Origin of the sequence: Paenibacillus medicaginis (assembly GCF_042138635.1) — a bacterium.
GTDB lineage: Bacteria > Bacillota > Bacilli > Paenibacillales > Paenibacillaceae > Paenibacillus > Paenibacillus medicaginis.
Map to the genome: position 1 here is coordinate 1 of NZ_JBHIRY010000043.1, position 18863 is coordinate 18863.

An 18863-nucleotide genomic window follows, 5' to 3' on the forward strand; every position below is an offset into this window, starting at 1 on the left:
AATTGTAGAATTAATCAATCACAGTTATGATGAATATATTATTGGGATAGTCTATAGTTCGATTCCGCTGTCCAACATGCTCAACATTAATTGAAAGATGATTCTTTCATCCAAGGTTTCACCTCCCAGTTCTATAATTATGGTGTTGCGAGCAGTTTGATGTCATTCGTACCATATTTCAAAAGAGGTGCGAAGTCGGAGTAAAGCATGGTATGCAAAGGAAAACAAAGGTATAAGGCGATTTACGACTTGTACCGATGGTTAACCCCAGCCGTTTGGACGAACATACGACTATGAATATCTATCACAAGCTTGCGGCTAGATAAGGAGATACATAGATTTTAGCACATACTCCAAGCAGCTTACTACCGGCGGCTTTTTTCACTATTTCAGCAAACTTAGATGACTTGCAGCTTTTTTCTTCGGCCCCGGCACATCACTATGGCCGCAACCTTAAACTTGACCCCTCGATTCCAAATTTAAAAATGTCGTACATAGAATTTTAGTTTACAAGCGTGATACATCTAACCGATCAAATGTTACATGTGCCCCCTATACTGAGTTCAAGGTGAGTGGTTGCATCACCCAATAAATGAACTCAAAGGAGAGTATTACTAATGAAAAAGCAATTATTGCTGCATCCCTACTGTCTGTCGTTGCCGTTTCTACCTCTGCCGCATTTTTGACAGGTTCTGCAGAGGCTGCTGCTTCCAAGGAGGCCACAGCTTCGGTCCAGTCCGGTGCTACGGGAATTGAAGCTGCCAGTGTAGAGCATATGAAAAGAACGGTATTTAGCCCGGATGGCAAGCTTGTGAGTATTTTCGAGGAGTGGCAGGATACGGTATCCCCGCGCTACAAAGGTACGGCCACTTCAGCCGAGGATGGCACAGCCAGCATGGTTATCCAGAATGGGAAAGAGTTTGTCAAATATTTTATCGATGCAAATGGGAACGTTGTAGATGGTGTTAAGCAAAGCTTCCCGCAAGCCAGCGAGCCGAGCAGTTTTTTTGCAGCAGAGAAGGGGCGTTACACTCGGGAAGAATGGAAGAATAAAGGGAAAGTAACGGAAAACGGAGTTACGTACACCAAAGTAACCAGAACCTATACATCTGTTGGCGAAAAATTTACAGAGACGGTTTTGCTGAATGATAGCGGATTGCCGGTTAAGGAAAGCATCTACACCATTGAGAACGGGAAACCTGAACTGCAGTTCAATGCAAGCTATGAGTATGACAAGCTGAAAGCAGATAAGAGCCTGTTTGATGTGGATCGTGTTAAACTTCCAAAAAAATAAAAATAAGCTGGAAGCTTGTGATTTTCAAAGGGGACGCAGTCTATGAATGTATGGCTGCGTTCCTGCTTTTTTTCACTATACGGTCTGTTCCATCTTTTTTCCGTGCGATGCTTGGGATGTTATAATGAGCAGCAGGGAAAGGGAGTGTACTCCATGGAATGGAAATTAAAGACTTTTGACGAATTGACTGGGCACGAGCTGTACCGGATTTTACAGGCCCGTGTCCATGTATTTATGCTGGAGCAAAATTGTCTTTATCCGGAACTCGACGGCAAGGACCAGGCAAGCCGCCACCTGTTTCTGGAGGCGGATGGGGAAATCGCTGCTTATTGCAGAATTTTGCCGCCCGGAGTCTCTTATCCGGAGGTTTCTATCGGCAGAGTTCTCGTAAAAGAAACGTATAGAGGACAAGGACTGGCGCAAGAGCTTATGAAGAGGGCGCTTGCCTGCCTGAAAGAAGAATGGGGCGAGACTGCAATTAAAATTCAAGCTCAGCACTATCTGCACAAATTTTATAGCTCCTTCGGCTTCCAAGATGTTTCGGACGTTTACCTGGAGGACAATATTCCCCATGTGGACATGATTTTGAGCCAACCATAAATCTAGCTGTAAACCTTGCCTCAACGATCATGGTTGGTTACATATTCTATGAGCTGGTGCAAATGAAACAGGGCTTTAAGCTGCGCACGGTTTATTCCGTCAAAATACGCCAATAGACAGGCGGCAATTGTACTCGCCTGCTCCAGGTCGTGCTCATCAAATTCGGCAATCTCCTGCTTCAGGCGTACTGTATCTTCAGAATAGGTCGCTGAACGTAAGGTCCGCATAAGCAGGACTTTTCGCAGGTGAAAACGGTTGTACAGTCTGTATCCATTATCCGGGTCGCGTTTGGACGTGATGAGTCCGACGTTCTCCCAATGACGCAAGGTTGTAGCTGGCACATCGTAGGCCGTAGCAGCTTCACCGACGGTCATCCAATGGGCAGCGGTTTGCTCGCTATCTTCAGAATTTTCTGCTTCAAGCTCCCGCAGGCTCTGCATGGCTAATTGTCTGCTCTTGTAGAGCTGTATTTCACTTTCTTTCACTCTCCATAATGCCTTGTCGATGTCCTGGGACTGGACAGCCAGAAGCACCTCTGCCGTAACGTCCATGCCAAAAGCAGGGGCCATGCTTTGCAGGCATGCCAGGTAGGCGACATGTTTGTCTGTATAGCTGCGGTAACCGCTCGCTGTGCGTTGTGCCGGCGGAATCAACCCCTTGGCCTCATAGTTTCTTAACGTGCTTGTACTGATGGAAAATGTTCTGGCAAGCTCCTTAGGTCTCATATTCCTTTGCTCGAGTCTCCTTGTTATAACATTAAAGTTATTTATAAAGTTTAATCGAAATTATAGCCTTATATCAAGGAGAGTATAAATTAAACCTTTCAATTGGCTTTTATGTTGTAGACTGGAGTTGAAAAAAAGTAATGGAGGAGTTTATTCATATGAAAAAAGAGCTGCCTGTTATGGAAAGCGGCATGTCAATTGAGACGATCGGTGAGGCAGGCAATCGTTACATTGCTGCTGTGTGGGAGGAATTGTACAAGGAAATGTATGAGCAGCTAGCCCAGGCTTTCCTGGAGATTGAAGATGCAGCGTATGGTTTATATCTTGATCAGCTTATGCCGCCTTTGTTTGATCGATTGGAGGAAGCTGGATTTCAGGTGCTTGGAGCTGTAAAAGAAGATGATTTTATCATCGGTAAATGTCTGAAATTCAGCGACTCCCTGGAGAAATGGGGCACAGAGGACCATCGTATCCGCCTTTTTTGGAATGTGATTCGCAATGAACGTCACGAACCGATTGGCACCCTGATTACGAGTATTCCTCATTCGCATCTGAAATTCGATATCCCGGGAGCGCCTCAGCTTTATGTTCTTGCACAAACAGAAAGAGAACAAATCGTGAAAGGCATGCGAGAAATCATGAGCGAGTCGGGCGAGGCGTGATACAGAAATAAGTGGGGGAAAGGAGGGGGGCTAGCCCCGTATCCTTTCTCCCATAGATATTTAACTGTGCACTAAGTACCGAAATCCGCAAGACTCCAACACATTAAGCATATAATTCCATGAAAACAGGAAAGCAGATGAACAATGAAGAATGTGTATGCAGATGATCTAGATTAGGAGGTTGTGAAGTGCAGTTTCCGACACACATTGTATCGGCAGGGGGAATTGTAGAAGATGGTCGTGGAAATATCCTATTAGTCAAAGCCCATGACGATGGTTGGGTGTATCCCGGTGGAATAATCGAAATTGGAGAGAACCTGATGAATGGAGTGATTCGTGAGATCAAAGAAGAGAGTGGAATAGATGCAAAAGTTAGCTATTTAATTAGTGTTGTTTCCAATACAGCAATACATAAGTGGTATGACGGTGTGACGGATGTCCCTACGAAGGTCATGTTTGATTTTTTGTGCAAAGCTGTGGGCGGAGAGTTGGCTACTTCTGCTGAAACGAGTGAGTGCAGGTGGGTTCCAAAGGAGCAGGTTCTGGATTTGATTACTTTACCTGCAATCCGCATGCGTTATCAAGCTTATTTGAATTATACCGGCTCAGTGAATTATATAGAATACGTCACTGCGAAAACATCAGAATGTGATGTTAAGTTACAAAGAAAGGTTTAGAATTATCAACTAGCGGCAGCCTAAGGCTATTTCGCCTGGCTGCCGCTGTATACTACGTCATTTTTGCTGTGTAAGATGTGCTACAACATTCTCCATTAATTTCAAACCAACTCCCCCACGCATAGAGGCGATCGATTCGGGATGAAATTGTACGGCAGCGATCGGCAAGGTTTTATGCTCGATGCCCATCACTACTCCATCTTCCGAAACGGCATTGACATGCAAGCAGCCTGGCACTTCTTTCGCATATAAGGAATGATAGCGGCCGACATGGAATTCTCCAGGCAGCCCCTCCCACAACGGGCTTGCTTCGTCCGTTCTGATTAAAGAAGATTTACCGTGCTGCGGATAATCCAAAATGTCCAGGCTTCCTCCAAAATATTCAACGATGCCTTGCAAGCCTAAACATACACCGAAGATCGGGATCTGCTTTTCCAGACAAAGGGCGATGGTCTCGTTTAATGCAAATTGGGATGGCCGGCCGGGACCGGGCGAAAGCACGACCATATCGAAGGTGTTCTTTTTCAGCATATTGCGGGCCAGGGGAGCACGTAAAGTCAGTACAGCCGCTCCTGTTTGTTTAATATAATTCGCAAGCGTATGGACGAAAGAATCCTCATGGTCCACAAGCAGTATATTTTTGTTCAACCCTATATTGGATTTGGACTGAATCCATTTCAATTGAACTTTTTCCGATATATTGGATTCGCGTACAGCTTGAACAAGGGCCGCGGCTTTGGTGAGCGTTTCCTGCTCCTCGGCTTCAGGTATTGAATCATATAGCAGTGTTGCCCCAATACGAATTTGCGCAACCCCGTCTTTAATGCGGATCGTTCGTAAAGTAAGCCCTGTATTCAAATCCCCGTTAAAAGCGAAATAACCCACAGCTCCTCCATACCAGCTTCTGGGGCAAGCTTCGTGGTCTTCAATCCAGCGGATCGCGGCCCTCTTGGGAGCACCTGTAACGGTAACTGCCCACATATGAGTCATGAATGCATCCAAAGCATCAAATTCAGGACGCAGGATGCCCTCGACATGATCCACGGTATGGATGAGATGGGAATACATTTCAATCTGTCTTCTGCCAATCACATCAACGGAACCAGGCTCGCAAATTCGCGATTTATCATTTCGGTCAACGTCGGTGCACATCGTCAACTCGGATTCGTCTTTGGCTGAATTTAATAGCTCTCTGATGCGGTCGGCATCTTCGACGGCATTTTTACCACGTTTAATTGTGCCGGATATCGGGCAGGTCTCCACCTTGCGGCCCTCAACCCGCACGTACATCTCAGGAGAAGATCCGACCAGGAATTCATCCCCCAGATTAATAATGAATCCGTATGGACTTGGATTAATGCTCTGCAAGCGCGAAAATATTTGGGAAGGCAGGCTGGAGCACTTTTCAAAAAGCGTATGGGAGGGGACAACCTCGAATAAATCGCCGTTCTTGAAGGATGGAATGGCTTCTTTTACCAAGTGAGCGTAGCTTCCCTGAATATAACCCTCCGACGGCACTTGCCCATTTGACTTTGGCTCCTGAAAGACTCCGCTTCTCTCCAGTTCTGACGTAGTTTCGCCGTTAAAGTTGAAATCATAGGATAACTGAAATGCAGAATTCATATGATGATCGACCACGATGATTTCGTCGGGAAGATAAAGCACCATATCGGATTCGCCCATCTCTCTCTTATGCTTCAGCTCCATAGGCTCAAATTGAAACACCAAATCGTATCCAAATGCGCCGTACAGTCCCAGAAACATATCGTCAGGGGAATAAAAAAGGTCCCTGATCGCACGAATGACGGAAAAAATGGAGGGTTGTTTTGTTCTTTCATCCTCACTAAAGATTTCTTCTTTCATGGTTATTTTCCCTAAAAGCTGATTTTCATCATGGTTGAGGTTGTCAATATTGACGATATGCTTTAATTTAAGGTGAATGGCTTCTATTAAAACGTTGCCTCTCTCATTTTCAGCCGTAATGCGAAATGTATTTCCGTTTGCCCTTAGCTCCAGTGGCGGAGTAATAAAACCGATGTCCCAACGGGAATGCCGCCCGGGGTAATCATAGCCGCTGGAAAATAACGCTCCTTTTTTATAATCAATATCCTTTAAAATGGTCTGATTCGCTTTGCTTACATCCATTTGCTTTAAATTGCGTATCACTTCAATATTTCCTTGGGTAAGGTAGACTTTTTGGTGGGGAGCAGGGTTAAACTGTTACTGCTAATCCATAATGACCAGAGGCAGACGGCGTAAGTTGTCCTGCTATTGACGGTCATGCTGTCCGAAGCAGGGGAGAAAAGCAGGGAGAATCATGACAATTCTCCCTGAATCACGCGTTTCACCATATGGTCGTCCACAATCCGGTGCTTGTTCTGTGCTCCGTAGATCAAAGCGTGGGTGCATAATTTGTTCACCAGCCGGGTGGCTCCGCTGGAGAAACGGTAGATTTCATCCATCGCTGCCTCTGTGAACAGCTCATGCCCGGCGCCAACCGCACTCAGATGCCTCTTCATATACGCCCCCATCTCCGCTCGGTCCATGTGCGGAAGATAACACTGCATATCGATTCGTTGGCGAATCGCCGCATACGCTTGTAGCCCCAGTCGGTCCCACAGTTCGCTTTGCCCCACCATAATCAAGGCCATCGGGCTTTGTGAATCCATTTTCAGGTTCAGCAAAAAACGAAGTTCCTCCAGCATCTCCCGGTCCAGCAAATGGGCCTCGTCCACCACGACCACCGGCTGTAGCCGGTGAATGCCCCGCATGAGTTCAATCTCCCGGTGCAACTGCCGTTTCGCATCCCCCCGGTAAAATTTCGACTCACATCCAAGCTGCTCCAGCAGCCCTTTGTAGAAGTGGCGCGGTGTCAGTTTCGAATCCGACAGGTACAATAGCTTAAACCTCGCTTCGTCCAGTTCCTCACTCAGCCGCCGGATCGTGGTTGTTTTCCCGGTCCCGCAGTCGCCTGTGAGCACGGCAAACCACTGACGTTCCGCGACATACGAAAGACGTCCCAGCGTTTCTTCCTGCGCCGCAGATGCGTACAGCTCGCCTACGGCCAGGTCTCTGGAGAACGGAGCACGGTGTAAATCGTAGAAGGACTCAAACATGGCCATCCTCCGTCTGCGCCCTGCGGTACGTCACCGCAGGCACTTCCCTCGCTTTGCGCTGCTGGTGCCGCTGCTCTGACGCCTCCAGCAGCCTCGACGTGTTGGTCAAGGACGCACTCAGGTGCTCCGGCAGCACCGGACGGGTTCCTGCCCGCTGACCGATTTCCATCTCGCGCACCCGCCACGGCGCTCGTCCCTCGTACTCAATCGTCAGCTCCGTGGTGTCTGCCGGGTCATAGACCACGTCCACGGTGCACCCCATCACCGTCAGGCCCACTTCGTACTTTCGGTTCATAAAGCTAATGCAGCCCGACTTGTCGACCTTCCGTTTTTCGCTGTGCAGGAACGCGTCCGACAAGGTCACCGGGTCCATGAACCGCAGCGCTTTCTTGTCGCTGCGGAACGCCGTTTCCGGACTTTGCTTGTCCGGCAGTGCGGAGTGGGGCTTGTGCTGGTAGCATTCCGAGAGCCACACCTCAAAGCGCTCATTGAGCCGTGCGAGTGTCTTCGGCTTCTCCAAGGCGACTTCACTCAGGAACGAATCGACGATCTGGTTAAACCGTTCAACCTTGCCCTTGGATTCAGGGGAGTAGGGCTTGGCATAGAGCAGCCGGGTTCCGAGCTTGGAACAGGTCCTCGTCATGGCCTGGGTACGGTACTGCTTGCCGTTGTCAAAATAGACCGCCTCCGGTACCCCGTACTTCTGAATGGCTTGTCGAAACGCCAATTCGACCCATCGTTGGTCCATGACCGGCACAAACTCCCCGTGCAGAATAAACCTTGTGGCGTCGTCAATAAACACCACCAAATACACCTGCTTCATCGACCCACCTTCGCCAAGGGGCAAATACGGCCCGTATTTCAGGTCCGACTGCCACAGCTGATTCCGGTGTCGCTGCTGGAAGCGTCTAGCGGCGACACCGGATTCGGCGTACATCCGCAGATGGCGCGAGCTATAGCCACGGGCGGTCAGTCTCTCCTGTAGGGTGCTGCGTTTGACTTGACCCGGGAGAATCCGCCCTTCCCACTCCAGAATCTGAATGAGCTGTGCGACGCTGCGGCCGGGCACCTCCCGGCGTAAGAGAATGGCTTGCTCCAACACGGTTTCGGGAATCGCCTCTGCGGAGGGCTGCCGCCCTTTGCCTTTGGGCTTCAGACCGGCAAAACCTTCGCTTCGGTAACTCGCCAGATATCGGCGCAAGGTGCGTTCGGAGAGTCCGGTCTGCTGACAGATCTGCTCTTTCATCTCCCGGGCTTTGGCCGGGTCCAGTCCTTCGGCAAGCAGGGGAGCGAGAAGCTGCATCCGCTCTACAGCGAGGGCTTCGGCTTTCTTTTGGTCTTTCATGGTACGGTGGACTCCTTCCTGAAATGAACTCAAGGAGAGTCTACCGCAGGACCGGAGCGGACAGATAGGCAAAACGGGTATGTACCCACAGGTGTGGGCATTTGCGACCGGGCGGACAAGTTTGGCCAGCCAGCCGATTCCTTGCTGACGAAAGGCTTCGTCGGGAGCAGCAGGCAGGTGTACGGAAGCTTCGCGGGGCAGAGGAGCCACGCCAGGCATCCGAGCCTCCAGCGCCTGCATCGCGAGGAGGAAGTAGACGGAGAGCACCCGAAACCAGGCCTTCCAACGTCGTAACGTCGAGGTTTCTGCGCAGGCGGTCACGGACGCCTCCGGCTCTGTGACCGCCTGTTCGATACAACGGGAGTCGTATCGTTTATAGGGAATGAGTAGATCCGGGAGTTCATGGTGAATCGTACGACATCCCGCACACCGGAGTCTGCGAATCACCAGCCGGCGCAGCTCACCGCCCCCACCCCGGACCTTCCGCTCCCGACTACCGATAATCTCTAGTTTTTCCGTACAGCAAGGGCAGGGCACCTCCCCCGCCCCCCGCACGAAAAACACCAGGGATCTTTTCAATGAGCTCATACTCTGTTACAATGACCATGTCTATTGATGAGAGGATATTTCTGACGCGGCCTGTTGTAGCAGGTAACCAACGCCACGGAGATATCCTTTTTCCTTTGCTAGAATACGGTCATTATATCCGGCAAATTTCGGACAGGCAATCCCGCCAGCTTCACGGCGTTATGGTTCAGCAGAAACATTAAACGTTGACAAAATACTCATAACAAATATACCTCCTCTATATTTAGAGGAGAACAGGAGGACAACTTATGAAGTTCTCAACTGGTCTCGTCTTTTTCTCAGCTCGGCTAACCTGTTCTCATCTGATCTAACTGAAGTGTAACGGAACATCCTGGAATTTTCAATTAAAACTATACAGGATTGTTAGCGGTTGTCCTTGAATATATAGAGGGGCCAAAGCCACAAGGAATGAATCCTCCAACAGTACTGCAAGTAATGTAACTATTTGACTAGAGAAAATAATGAATAGATCTGTAACAGGAGTTGTTTACGATGAGGGGAAAAACAGTATATTTAAGGCCGGTCAGAGAAGAAGATATGGCCAGCTTTTATGAAGCCGTCTGTGATGAAGAAATCCGCTATATGACGGGGACAAAGAAGACCTTTACCATGGAGCAGCTGTATGAGCATTTTGAGCGGATCACCAAGGATGAGACCAGGCATGATTTCGCCATCTGCTTAGTAAACGACGATACAATCATAGGCGATCTGTCGATACTGGAGATCGATGCGGATAATCGCAAGGCTTTCTTCAGAATTGCTTTGCATAACAAGCTCTATTTCAACAAGGGCTATGGAACGGAAGCGGTACGGCTTGCGATGGAGTTTTCCTTTGAGAATCTAAAGCTGAACCGGCTGCAGCTGGAAGTATTCTCTCATAACGTGCGTGGTGTCAAAGCCTATGAGAAGGCCGGATTTAAGAAAGAAGGAATCTTAAGACAGTCGCTCCTGTACAATAATCAATATTTCGATGAGATCATCATGGGCATGTTGAAGCAAGACTATAACAAACTAATGGCTGGGGAGAGGACAAAATGACGGAAAGCATCATGATAAAAGAATACACCAGCGAGCATCAATCGCAAATTGTGGACACGACTTTGTAGTTTACGGCGGCCCACAGATTTTATGAGAAAAACGGGTTCCAGGAAATACTGCTTGAAGCCCTGCCGAAGAGCTTTCTGGTCATGCAGGTGGATAAGAAGTTTTATAGGTACAGTTTTATCGTATAAATAACGTTTAAGAAAAATATTCGAGACGGAAAAGGTGAACCCTCATGCTCCGGAGATATCGCGTTCCGTTCAGATCGAATCCTCTGTTTGCGCTGCGGCGGCTTTCCATTAAAAACAGGCTGCTGATCGCTTTTCTAATCACTTCGCTGCTGCCTGTTGTCATCGTGGCTTTGTTTTCGAATATGAAGTATGAAGCTGCCATATCGGAAAAAATCAGCGCCTCCTCAACGCAAATCCTTGATGAGCTCACCCAGAATGCTTCCCGCGAGCTCGAGCAATACGAAACGTTAAGCGAAACGATTATCATGAACACGGCGATTCAAACCAACCTGCCGAAGTACGCAGAGATGACAGATTACGAGAAGAACGCAATGCAGAAGCGGCTCAGCGACGAGCTTGGCGAGCAAATTTTTCGCATCAGCAACATGGCAAGTGTGCTTGTGCTCACGAATAGCGGGGAGACCTTTTTTGATCTGGGTTATGATTCCTATTCCAAAAATTTGCCGGACATGCTCAAGACCGTTAATGATTCGCCCGGGAATGCATATTGGACTTATCTCCGCACAGACCGCGGTTCAAACCGGATTGCGCTGAGCCGTAAAATTTACTCTGAGCACAATTTAAACCGCCAGCTGGGCTATTTAATCATTTTGATCGATGAAAAAGTCTTCTCTAGAAACATTTACCGTTTCGTTGATCTTGGCGAAGGAAGCCGCATTTATATTTCGGATGCGAACGGCATGATCGTCTCCTCTGTGGCGCAGGGAATTCAACAAGGCTCATTCTTTGCCAAACAAACCGTGTTTGACCCGATTCGGTCCCAGGAATTGCAGGAGGGGCTGCAGCCTTTTTATGCAGACGTTGATGGCGGGAAAATGCTTGTTACAAGCTCATATATTCGGGCGGCAGACTGGTATCTGATCGGGCTTGTTCCGTATTCCTTTCTGGTGTCGGAGCTGACAGCCATGCGCGGAAGCATCGTGTTTTTTTGCTTTATTACCCTCTTGTTGTCCGGTCTGCTCGCAATGTGGATTTATTTCAGCATACATTCCCCGATGCGCAATCTGCTGCAATACGCCAAGCGTATTCGTATGGGCAAGCTGGAAACGACCATCGGCACGTCTTATGCCGATGAAATGGACAATCTGACCGAAACGATTAACGGCATGGTTGAGCAGCTTAAACGGCTGATCTATCAGGTGCAATTCGAGCAGCAGGCCAAGCGGGAGGCGGAGCTCAGAATGCTGCAGGCGCAAATTAATCCGCATTTTATGTTCAATACGCTCAATTCGTTGAAATGGAGTGCGATGCTAAGCGGCCATACTACAGTCACACAGGGCCTGGAATCTCTGTCCGAGCTGCTGCGCAACACGATTCTGGTGACAGATGAGCTTATCCCCCTTGACAAAGAAATCGAAAATTTGCAGCACTATGCGACAATCCAACGTATCCGGTACGGGGATTCGTTTACGCTTGACTGCGACATCGACAGGGAAATCCATGACTGCCTTGTACCGAAATTTATGCTGCAGCCGATTGTGGAGAATTCCATTCTGCATGGCGGCGGGGAAGATGGCCGCCGGGTCGATATTCGTGTCAGTGCAAAGCGGGAAGGCTCTGATATGCGTATCCGGATTGCGGATAACGGCAAAGGCTTCGACATTATGGAAGATCGAGCCATGAACCGGTTGTCCAGCAAGCTGTCGGGGATCGGCATTTCCAACGTGGATGAACGGATTCGGCTGCATTTTGGTTCTCCTTATGGCCTGCAAACAAAGAGCGAGGTCGGCCAAGGAACGGAAACGGAGATTTCACTCCCCATTACGATGAAAGAGGGTCGGAAATGTGTATAAAGTGCTCATCATCGATGATGAAATCATTGTACGACAGGCGGTAAAATCATTAATTCATTGGGACGACAGCGGCCTTGTATATGCCGGTGCCGCATCGAATGGGAAAAATGCGATCGAAATGCTGAACCGCACGGGCGCAGATATTGTGATTACAGATATTAAGATGCCTGAAATGGACGGCATCGAGTTGATTAAACGGATGAAAGCTGAGGGCTTCGATGGGGAAACGCTGGTTCTGAGCAACTATAACGATTTCGAACTGGTCAGGGAGGCCTTAAAACAGGGCGCTTATGACTATTTATTAAAGCTGACGCTCAAAACCGAAAGCTTTATGAAAGTGCTAGGCGAAATGAAAGACAGGCTGGATAAACGGCGGTCAGGACAACCCAAGCGAATAGTTGAAGCACCAGGTCTGATCTCCGGGGCGCCGCAAAATGATGCCAGAGCGATACGTGCGTCGCTTGCCGTGTTGGATAGGGAGGCAGAGACCCTTGCAAGCGGGGGGGATAGAGGCAATAGCCGGGAGGAAAGGATGGACTGTTTCCCTGAGAAGGGGTCGTGTATCTACCCGTTTATTGTCCGAATGCCTAAAGAGCAGCAGCGGGTGAGAAACCTGGATCAATCCTTGGAAACGCTTGCTTCAGCCTTGTTCACGGGCAGCAGCTGGACGTATGCGGTACAGACTGCGGAACTTCGCTATTTCCTTGCTGTTGCCTATCCTAAAGCAGCTTCTGTAATAGACCCGCGTGACTCAGCAGACCGTCTAATCAGTCTGGCAGCCATGTATCATGGGGCATCCATACATGTCGTGTATGCGGCTCCGGCTTCAAACCGGGATGAGCTTGTAAATGAACTGCACCGGCTGCGGGGAGCAGAGCCTTTGTTGTTCTATAAGGCATATAGAGAAGCGGCACTTCCATCTGACCGGCCGGCCGCAACCGGGGGAAATGAGGAGTTCCGCAAAGCGGAAGCACTGCTGCACGACACCGCTTCGGGTCCGGCGCAGGCGGATATTGAGGGCTGGGCTTATGCAGCTTACCGGCTTATGGATGCCGCCGCAGCTTGCCGGCTGCATCCTTTTGCGCTAAAGCGTGCGCTGAATGGTGGCATCTGGAGCGCGGTGAATGCAGCGGAGCTCCGCCGCCGGGAAGAGCTGAACACTTCGCCGTGGCTCGAGCGTGTGGAGGACGCGGGGGCAGATCAGGAGCTGAAGCAGGCTGTCAGCGAATTGGCCGCTGAGATGGCTGTGCTTGCGGACAAGGATATGACATCGTCCCCCCTGCTGCGGGAAGAGGTGCGCGAGGCGCTGCTTTATCTTGAAGCACATTATGCAGATCGTGTGTCAATTGCGGGTGTTGCCGCGCATGTGGGCTTGTCGGAGCCTTATCTATGCCAGTTGTTCAAGGCTGAAACGGGACGAAGCATGGTATCCCAACTGAATGAGATACGGATGGAAAAAGCGTACGAGCTGCTCGCTTCAGGCCGGTATCTGGTCAAGCAAGCGTCGCTGGAGGTCGGGATTCACGATCCGTTCTATTTTAACCGGCTGTTCAAGAAACGGTTCGGTATTTCGCCCAAAAAAGTAAAGCAACAGTGACTGACAACTCCATGTTACATGTACAAAGCACAGCTGGATGATTTTAAGATGAACCTGCATAATTTTAAGATTTGAAATGACATAGCATGTTGTTTTATGGAATAATCCATAAACTTCATGCTTTTTGTTTATTTTGCGGGCCAACTGCCGTTGCTATAATCGCAGTAATCTTTACCAAACAGCAATCACAGGGGGGATGTATGAGTGAGAAAAAGGAAATGGTTGAAGGCCATAGGCGCTTCGGTGCTGGCTGCTTCAATGCTTGCCGGTTGCGGCACAAGCAGCAATGGAGGTTCTGAACCAAATGGCGCTGCCGGAGAAGGGCAGCCCTACGAAAATATGGAGCTGGAAGTCGCCGTGTTCCAGGGCGGCTACGGCCGCGAGTATTGGGATGGCATAGCGGAAAGCTTTATGGCCGATCATCCGGGCACCAAAATAAATATCACGGCAAGCCCCAAGATCGCCGATATCGTACGGCCGAAAATTGTAGCCGGCAACCCGCCTGACTTCATGTACATATCCGGAAGTGATAACACGCCCATCCTGGACGGTCTGATTAAAGACCATGCGCTGCTGGATCTGACAGAGCTGTTTAACGAACCGGCCGCAGAAGGCGGGGAAGCCTTGAAGGAGAAAATTTTGCCTGGCGTGCTTGAATCACCGTCTATTTCACCGTACGGCGACGGCAAAATTTATCTGGCGCCATTCAACTATGGTGTGATGGGACTTTGGTATAACAAAGCATTGTTTGACGGGAAGGGCATTAAAGCACCGGCGACCTGGGACGAATGGTTCCAACTGAACGCTGCCGCGAAGGAGAATAGTCGTGCGCTTTTCACCTACCAGGGCTTGTATCCCGGTTATCTGGAGGAAATGATCGTGCCTGCGATTTACAGCGTAGGTGGTCAGGAAGCACTGGACCAATTTTTCAACTACGATCCCGAGTTTTGGAAAAGTGAAGCATTTACCACCGTCTGGGGCAACCTTGAACGGATTGCAAGTGAGGATAACGCGCTCATGAAAGGAACGGTCGCGCTCAATCATACCCAGGCGCAGACGGCGTTCATGCAGGGGCAGGCCATGTTTATTCCGAACGGCACGTGGTTCGAAGACGAGATGAAGGACGCCCCGCGGGAAGACGGCTTCCAATTTGGCTTCCTCGGTGTTCCGGCATTCAAATCGGGTGACCCTGTATTGGCATTGACCAATGTCGAGCAGATGGTGATCCCGGCGAAGGCGAAAAATCCGGAGCTGGCAAAGGAATTTTTGAAATATGTATACACGGATAAAAGCGTGCAGCTGAACGCGGAGAAATCAAAGGCGGTCATGGCCGTCAAAGGTGCGCCGGATTTGGCGAAAAGCAGTCTGTCCGAGACGACCTACAATGTGTACAAAGCGGTGGATAACGGCATGATGGCTGTTGCCGGAACCTTCAAGCCGGTAGCGAAGGGCAGCAAATATAATCCGAGCGAAGAAGTGTACTCGCCGATTTCCTCGCTGATGAACAAACAGATGACACTGGAGCAATACGGCAGCAAGATGTATGAGATTTATACCGACATTCAAGCTGAGCTTACACAAAGCGGGACGGAGTCATGAGGCAAAGGATGAACCAATCATGAATATGAGAATAAGAAGGCGGCTGTTTATCGCAGCCTGTCTCATTCCAGGCCTTGCGATCTTCGGTCTGTTTAAAGTGTACCCGACGATTCAAGTGTTTGAAAAATCGCTGTTTCTATGGACGGGGATCGGTGATGAGCCCAAGTTTATCGGCCTTAAAAACTTCACGGATCTGTTCCATGATGATGTCTTCCTGCTTTCGCTGCGCAATACGGGCTTCCTGATGCTCGTTGTGCCCGTCTTAACGATTTTGATTGCGCTTATCAATGCTTCGATATTGACCCGGTCCAAGCTGAAGGAACGCGGATTATACCGGACACTGTTTTTCTTTCCCAGCGTACTCTCCTTTGTCGTTATTGCGATACTTTGGTCGTTCATCTATCACCCGACGATTGGTTTTGTCAACTCCGGTCTTGAGCTCATGGGGCTGAGCGATTGGGCCATGGCCTGGCTGGGCGATCAGCGGACCGTATTATGGGCGCTGGCGGTTACACTCGTCTGGCAGGCGGCAGGTTATTACATGGTAATGTATATGGCGGGCATTGACGGCATTTCACCCGAATTGTACGAGGCGGCGAGCATGGACGGAGCCACGCCCATCCAGCAATTCCGGAACATTACCGTGCCGATGCTGTGGGAAATTATCCGCGTTACCATCGTATTCAGCATCAACGGGGTGCTGACCATTTCCTTTGTTGTTGTGTCGATCATGACGGCCGGCGGTCCGGACCGCCACTCGGAGGTTGTGATGACCTACTTATACAGTCAGGCGTTTACGAATTCCAATTTCGGTTATGCCATGGCGATTGGTGTTGTGATCTTTGTGCTGTCCCTGCTGCTGGCGCTGATCAGCAACAGATTGACCGAGAGGAGGGGGAATTAGATGCCAGGGCTGTTCTCTGTGGCGGGCCACTCTCTTAGCTTTGTCGGGCGTTTATTGCTGCGTGTTTTTCTGATCGTACAGTCACTTGTGGTCGTTTATCCTCTGCTCTGGAACGTGCTCGCTTCCTTTAAAACGAACGAGGAAGTGATGGAAAGCCCGTGGACGCTCCCGGCGTCGCTCCATTGGGACAATTATGTTCGTGCATTCACTACAGCACGCATGGGCGATTATATGCTGAATTCCGTGCTGGTTGTCATCATTTCCATGCTGTTCCTGCTTGTCATGGCTGTACCTACCGCTTATGTGCTTGGACGGATGGCGTTCCGGGGCCGGGGCTTCATTGCCAATATCTATATGGCGGGTTTGTTTATCGGCGGAGTGTATATTATCGTTCCCTTGTTTATTCTGATGAACAATCTCCATATGCTCGACAACCGCTTTTGGCTGAGCGCTGTTTATGCTACAGGCAGCCTGCCGTTTTCCGTGTACCTGCTGATCGGGTTTATGAAGTCGATCCCACATGATTTCGAGGAAGCGGCGATGATTGACGGGTGCGGGTATTTCAGCACTTTGTTTCGGATTATTATGCCGATGACACGCCCGGCGCTCGTGACGCTGATCGTCTTCAGTTTCTTTGATTTCTGGAATGAATATGTGCTTGCACTCACACTCATCACGGATGATGCGAAGAAGACGATTCCCATCGGTCTTGCCAATCTCATGCAAATTCAACAGTATGCCACGGATTGGGGTTCTTTGTTTGCAGGGCTCGTCATCGTGCTTGTACCGACGGTCGTCATTTATACACTGCTCCAGAAAAGGCTTACGGACGGCATGATGCTTGGGGGCGTCAAAGGTTGAGGAATTTAATGCTGCTACAGAAACGGGGTGCAAAATAATGCCGGTGCTCGAAATCCGTGGAGACCAGTTTGTGTATGGAGAACAACCGCTGCAAATCTTGTCCGGTGCGGTGCACTATTTCCGTATCGTGCCTGAATATTGGCGGGATCGGCTGCTGAAGCTGCTGGCGTGTGGCTTGAACACGGTGGAAACCTATATTGCCTGGAACGTGCATGAACCGGAGGAGGGCTGCTTCCGGTTCGACGGCCTGGCCAATGTGGAAAGCTTTATCCGCCTGGCGGGCTCGCTGGGTCTGCATGTGATCGTACGGCCCAGCCCCTATATATGTGCGGAATGGGAATTCGGCGGCCTGCCGGCCTGGCTCCTGGCTGATAGCAACATGCGGCTGCGCTGTTTCGATCAGGCATATTTGGCCAAGGTGGACGCCTACTACGACGAACTGCTGCCGAGGCTGCGGCCGCTTCTGTGCACGAACGGCGGGCCTGTCATTGCTATGCAGATCGAGAATGAATACGGCAGCTATGGCAATGACAAGACATACCTTGAATATATCCGCAACGCGATGCGCAGCCGGGGCATGGACGTGCTGCTGTTCACCTCGGACGGGCCGGAGGATTACATGCTGCAGGGAGGGGCGGTCGAAGGTGTGTTGGCCACCGTTAATTTTGGCTCCCGTGCGAAAGATGCGTTCTCCAAGCTGCGCGAATACCGGCCTGCGGGTCCGCTCATGTGCATGGAATTTTGGGACGGCTGGTTTGACCACTGGATGGAGTCCCATCAAGTCCGGCCGGCAGCTGAAATCGTGGAAGAGCTGGAAGCCATGCTGGAGCTTGGGGCATCCGTGAACTTTTATATGTTTCATGGCGGGACGAATTTTGGTTTGATGAATGGGGCCAATCATATTCAGCATTATGAGCCTACGGTATCCAGCTATGATTACGACGCGCTGCTTAGTGAAGATGGCGAGCCGACGGAGAAATTTTATGCAGTGCGGGATGTTTTGCAGCGGCGTCTTGGTTTGCCCGCACCGGAGCTTCCGCCACCGCTTCCCAAGAGGGCATATGGAACCGTACGCCTTGACAAGCGCGCGGAACTGTTCAGTCAATTGGACCGGATCTCTTCTCCGGTTCGCACAGTCTGCCCTGAACCAATGGAGAAATTGGGCCAGGCCTATGGGTTTATTCTCTACTCCACTTTCATTACCGGTCCGCGTACAGGCATGGAACTGGTGCTGCAGGAAGTGCGGGACCGGGCACTCGTATTTACCAACGGGGTTTATATAGGCACGATTGAACGTTGGAATCCGCAAACTCTGCCGCTCGATGTGCCCTTGGAGGGCCTGAAGCTTGATATTCTCGTGGAGAATATGGGCCGGATTAACTATGGACCGCTGCTCTGGGACCCGAAAGGGATCACGGAGGGCATACGTCTGGGCAATCCATTTTTGTATGACTGGACGATCCACCCGTTGCCGCTCGACAAGCTCGACCAGTTGATGTTTACGGAAGCTGAGACTGAAGTTGAAGCCGATGCCGAAGCTTCAGCCGGAACAAGTCCTGCATTTTACCGCGGCATTTTCCAGGTGGACGAACCGGCGGATACCTTCGTGCGCACGGACGGCTGGACGAAAGGTGTGGTATATATAAACGGCTTTATGCTCGGCCGTTATTGGAATGCCGGACCCACCCGCACCTTGTATATTCCCGCACCGCTGCTGCAGATAGGAGACAATGTGCTGGATGTCTTCGAACTGCACGGCACATCCAGCCTTTCCGTGGAACTGACGGACCGGCCTGATCTTGGCTAAGAG

General features: G+C 50.1%; 14 protein-coding genes and 3 pseudogenes. 12 read left to right on the forward strand and 5 right to left on the reverse strand.

Translation table 11 applies throughout. The annotated features are described in order from the left end of the window. Window positions 1-592 precede the first annotated feature (592 nt). Together ACE5LO_RS25385 and ACE5LO_RS25390 are read left to right on the forward strand one after the other, a co-directional pair. Window positions 593-1294, forward strand: a complete 702-nt coding sequence (locus tag ACE5LO_RS25385) for a hypothetical protein (protein ID WP_375522719.1) — start codon at window positions 593-595, stop codon at window positions 1292-1294. Between the two features lie 153 nt (window positions 1295-1447). Then, on the forward strand, window positions 1448-1894 hold the full coding sequence (locus ACE5LO_RS25390; protein ID WP_375522720.1) for a GNAT family N-acetyltransferase: 447 nt from the start codon (window positions 1448-1450) through the stop codon (window positions 1892-1894). A 20-nt stretch (window positions 1895-1914) separates the two neighbouring features. Here the strand turns inward: ACE5LO_RS25390 and ACE5LO_RS25395 are convergent, their stop codons facing one another. Continuing rightward, the gene (locus ACE5LO_RS25395; RefSeq protein ID WP_375522721.1) at window positions 1915-2619 is read right to left on the reverse strand and encodes a MerR family DNA-binding transcriptional regulator; all 705 of its coding nucleotides are present in this window, start codon (window positions 2617-2619) and stop codon (window positions 1915-1917) included. 158 nt (window positions 2620-2777) lie between these two features. Between ACE5LO_RS25395 and ACE5LO_RS25400 the strand changes: the two genes are divergently transcribed. Together ACE5LO_RS25400 and ACE5LO_RS25405 are read left to right on the forward strand one after the other, a co-directional pair. Beyond that, on the forward strand, window positions 2778-3281 hold the full coding sequence (locus ACE5LO_RS25400) for a DUF6022 family protein (RefSeq protein ID WP_375522722.1): 504 nt from the start codon (window positions 2778-2780) through the stop codon (window positions 3279-3281). Window positions 3282-3469: 188 nt separating this feature from the next. Further along, window positions 3470-3958, forward strand: coding sequence for an NUDIX hydrolase (locus tag ACE5LO_RS25405; RefSeq protein ID WP_375522723.1), 489 nt, complete (start codon window positions 3470-3472; stop codon window positions 3956-3958). A 57-nt stretch (window positions 3959-4015) separates the two neighbouring features. Here ACE5LO_RS25405 and ACE5LO_RS25410 read toward each other — a convergent pair. The 4 genes and pseudogenes from ACE5LO_RS25410 to ACE5LO_RS25425 form a co-directional block, all read right to left on the reverse strand. Beyond that, window positions 4016-6148 (reverse strand): annotated as a pseudogene (locus tag ACE5LO_RS25410) (anthranilate synthase component I); the annotation flags it as partial. Between the two features lie 125 nt (window positions 6149-6273). Further along, window positions 6274-7074 (reverse strand): ExeA family protein, encoded by an 801-nt coding sequence (locus ACE5LO_RS25415; RefSeq protein WP_375522724.1) that lies wholly within the window; start codon window positions 7072-7074, stop codon window positions 6274-6276. Continuing rightward, the gene (locus ACE5LO_RS25420; protein WP_445993917.1) at window positions 7067-8419 is read right to left on the reverse strand and encodes a DDE-type integrase/transposase/recombinase; all 1353 of its coding nucleotides are present in this window, start codon (window positions 8417-8419) and stop codon (window positions 7067-7069) included. Before ACE5LO_RS25420 ends, ACE5LO_RS25415 begins: the two co-directional genes overlap by 8 nt. A gap of 294 nt (window positions 8420-8713) precedes the next feature. Then, window positions 8714-9007, reverse strand: a pseudogene (locus tag ACE5LO_RS25425) (DUF6431 domain-containing protein); the annotation flags it as partial. Window positions 9008-9499: 492 nt separating this feature from the next. On the opposite strand from ACE5LO_RS25425, the gene ACE5LO_RS25430 reads away from it, so the two are divergent. From ACE5LO_RS25430 to ACE5LO_RS25465, 8 genes and pseudogenes are all read left to right on the forward strand, one after another. Further along, window positions 9500-10045 carry a GNAT family N-acetyltransferase gene (locus tag ACE5LO_RS25430; protein WP_375522725.1) on the forward strand — a complete coding sequence of 182 codons (546 nt, stop codon included), beginning with the start codon at window positions 9500-9502 and terminating at the stop codon, window positions 10043-10045. 68 nt (window positions 10046-10113) lie between these two features. After that, window positions 10114-10239, forward strand: a pseudogene (locus ACE5LO_RS25435) (GNAT family N-acetyltransferase); the annotation flags it as partial. A 44-nt stretch (window positions 10240-10283) separates the two neighbouring features. Continuing rightward, the gene (locus ACE5LO_RS25440) at window positions 10284-12092 is read left to right on the forward strand and encodes a sensor histidine kinase (RefSeq protein ID WP_375522726.1); all 1809 of its coding nucleotides are present in this window, start codon (window positions 10284-10286) and stop codon (window positions 12090-12092) included. Next, complete coding sequence (locus ACE5LO_RS25445) at window positions 12085-13689, forward strand: response regulator transcription factor (protein ID WP_375522727.1); 1605 nt, start codon at window positions 12085-12087, stop codon at window positions 13687-13689. Before ACE5LO_RS25440 ends, ACE5LO_RS25445 begins: the two co-directional genes overlap by 8 nt. Before the next feature lie 204 nt (window positions 13690-13893). Beyond that, on the forward strand, window positions 13894-15288 hold the full coding sequence (locus ACE5LO_RS25450) for a carbohydrate ABC transporter substrate-binding protein (RefSeq protein ID WP_375522728.1): 1395 nt from the start codon (window positions 13894-13896) through the stop codon (window positions 15286-15288). A 19-nt stretch (window positions 15289-15307) separates the two neighbouring features. Beyond that, a complete protein-coding gene (locus ACE5LO_RS25455; RefSeq protein ID WP_375522729.1) occupies window positions 15308-16192 on the forward strand; it encodes a carbohydrate ABC transporter permease in 885 nt (294 codons plus the stop codon). Then, window positions 16193-17053, forward strand: a complete 861-nt coding sequence (locus tag ACE5LO_RS25460; protein WP_375522730.1) for a carbohydrate ABC transporter permease — start codon at window positions 16193-16195, stop codon at window positions 17051-17053. A gap of 37 nt (window positions 17054-17090) precedes the next feature. After that, window positions 17091-18860 carry a glycoside hydrolase family 35 protein gene (locus ACE5LO_RS25465; protein WP_375522731.1) on the forward strand — a complete coding sequence of 590 codons (1770 nt, stop codon included), beginning with the start codon at window positions 17091-17093 and terminating at the stop codon, window positions 18858-18860. Window positions 18861-18863: the final 3 nt, after the last annotated feature.

What these genes read in the sequence shown, in the direction of transcription:
- ACE5LO_RS25390 (WP_375522720.1), top strand. Translation starts at nt 1,448, where the DNA reads ATGGAATGGAAATTAAAGACTTTTGACGAATTGACTGGGCACGAGCTG.
- ACE5LO_RS25440 (WP_375522726.1), top strand. Translation starts at nt 10,284, where the DNA reads ATGCTCCGGAGATATCGCGTTCCGTTCAGATCGAATCCTCTGTTTGCG.
- ACE5LO_RS25400 (WP_375522722.1), top strand. Translation starts at nt 2,778, where the DNA reads ATGAAAAAAGAGCTGCCTGTTATGGAAAGCGGCATGTCAATTGAGACG.
- ACE5LO_RS25395 (WP_375522721.1), bottom strand. Translation starts at nt 2,619, where the DNA reads ATGAGACCTAAGGAGCTTGCCAGAACATTTTCCATCAGTACAAGCACG.
- ACE5LO_RS25465 (WP_375522731.1), top strand. Translation starts at nt 17,091, where the DNA reads ATGCCGGTGCTCGAAATCCGTGGAGACCAGTTTGTGTATGGAGAACAA.
- ACE5LO_RS25415 (WP_375522724.1), bottom strand. Translation starts at nt 7,074, where the DNA reads ATGTTTGAGTCCTTCTACGATTTACACCGTGCTCCGTTCTCCAGAGAC.
- ACE5LO_RS25430 (WP_375522725.1), top strand. Translation starts at nt 9,500, where the DNA reads ATGAGGGGAAAAACAGTATATTTAAGGCCGGTCAGAGAAGAAGATATG.
- ACE5LO_RS25420 (WP_445993917.1), bottom strand. Translation starts at nt 8,419, where the DNA reads ATGAAAGACCAAAAGAAAGCCGAAGCCCTCGCTGTAGAGCGGATGCAG.
- ACE5LO_RS25455 (WP_375522729.1), top strand. Translation starts at nt 15,308, where the DNA reads ATGAATATGAGAATAAGAAGGCGGCTGTTTATCGCAGCCTGTCTCATT.
- ACE5LO_RS25385 (WP_375522719.1), top strand. Translation starts at nt 593, where the DNA reads ATGAACTCAAAGGAGAGTATTACTAATGAAAAAGCAATTATTGCTGCA.
- ACE5LO_RS25460 (WP_375522730.1), top strand. Translation starts at nt 16,193, where the DNA reads ATGCCAGGGCTGTTCTCTGTGGCGGGCCACTCTCTTAGCTTTGTCGGG.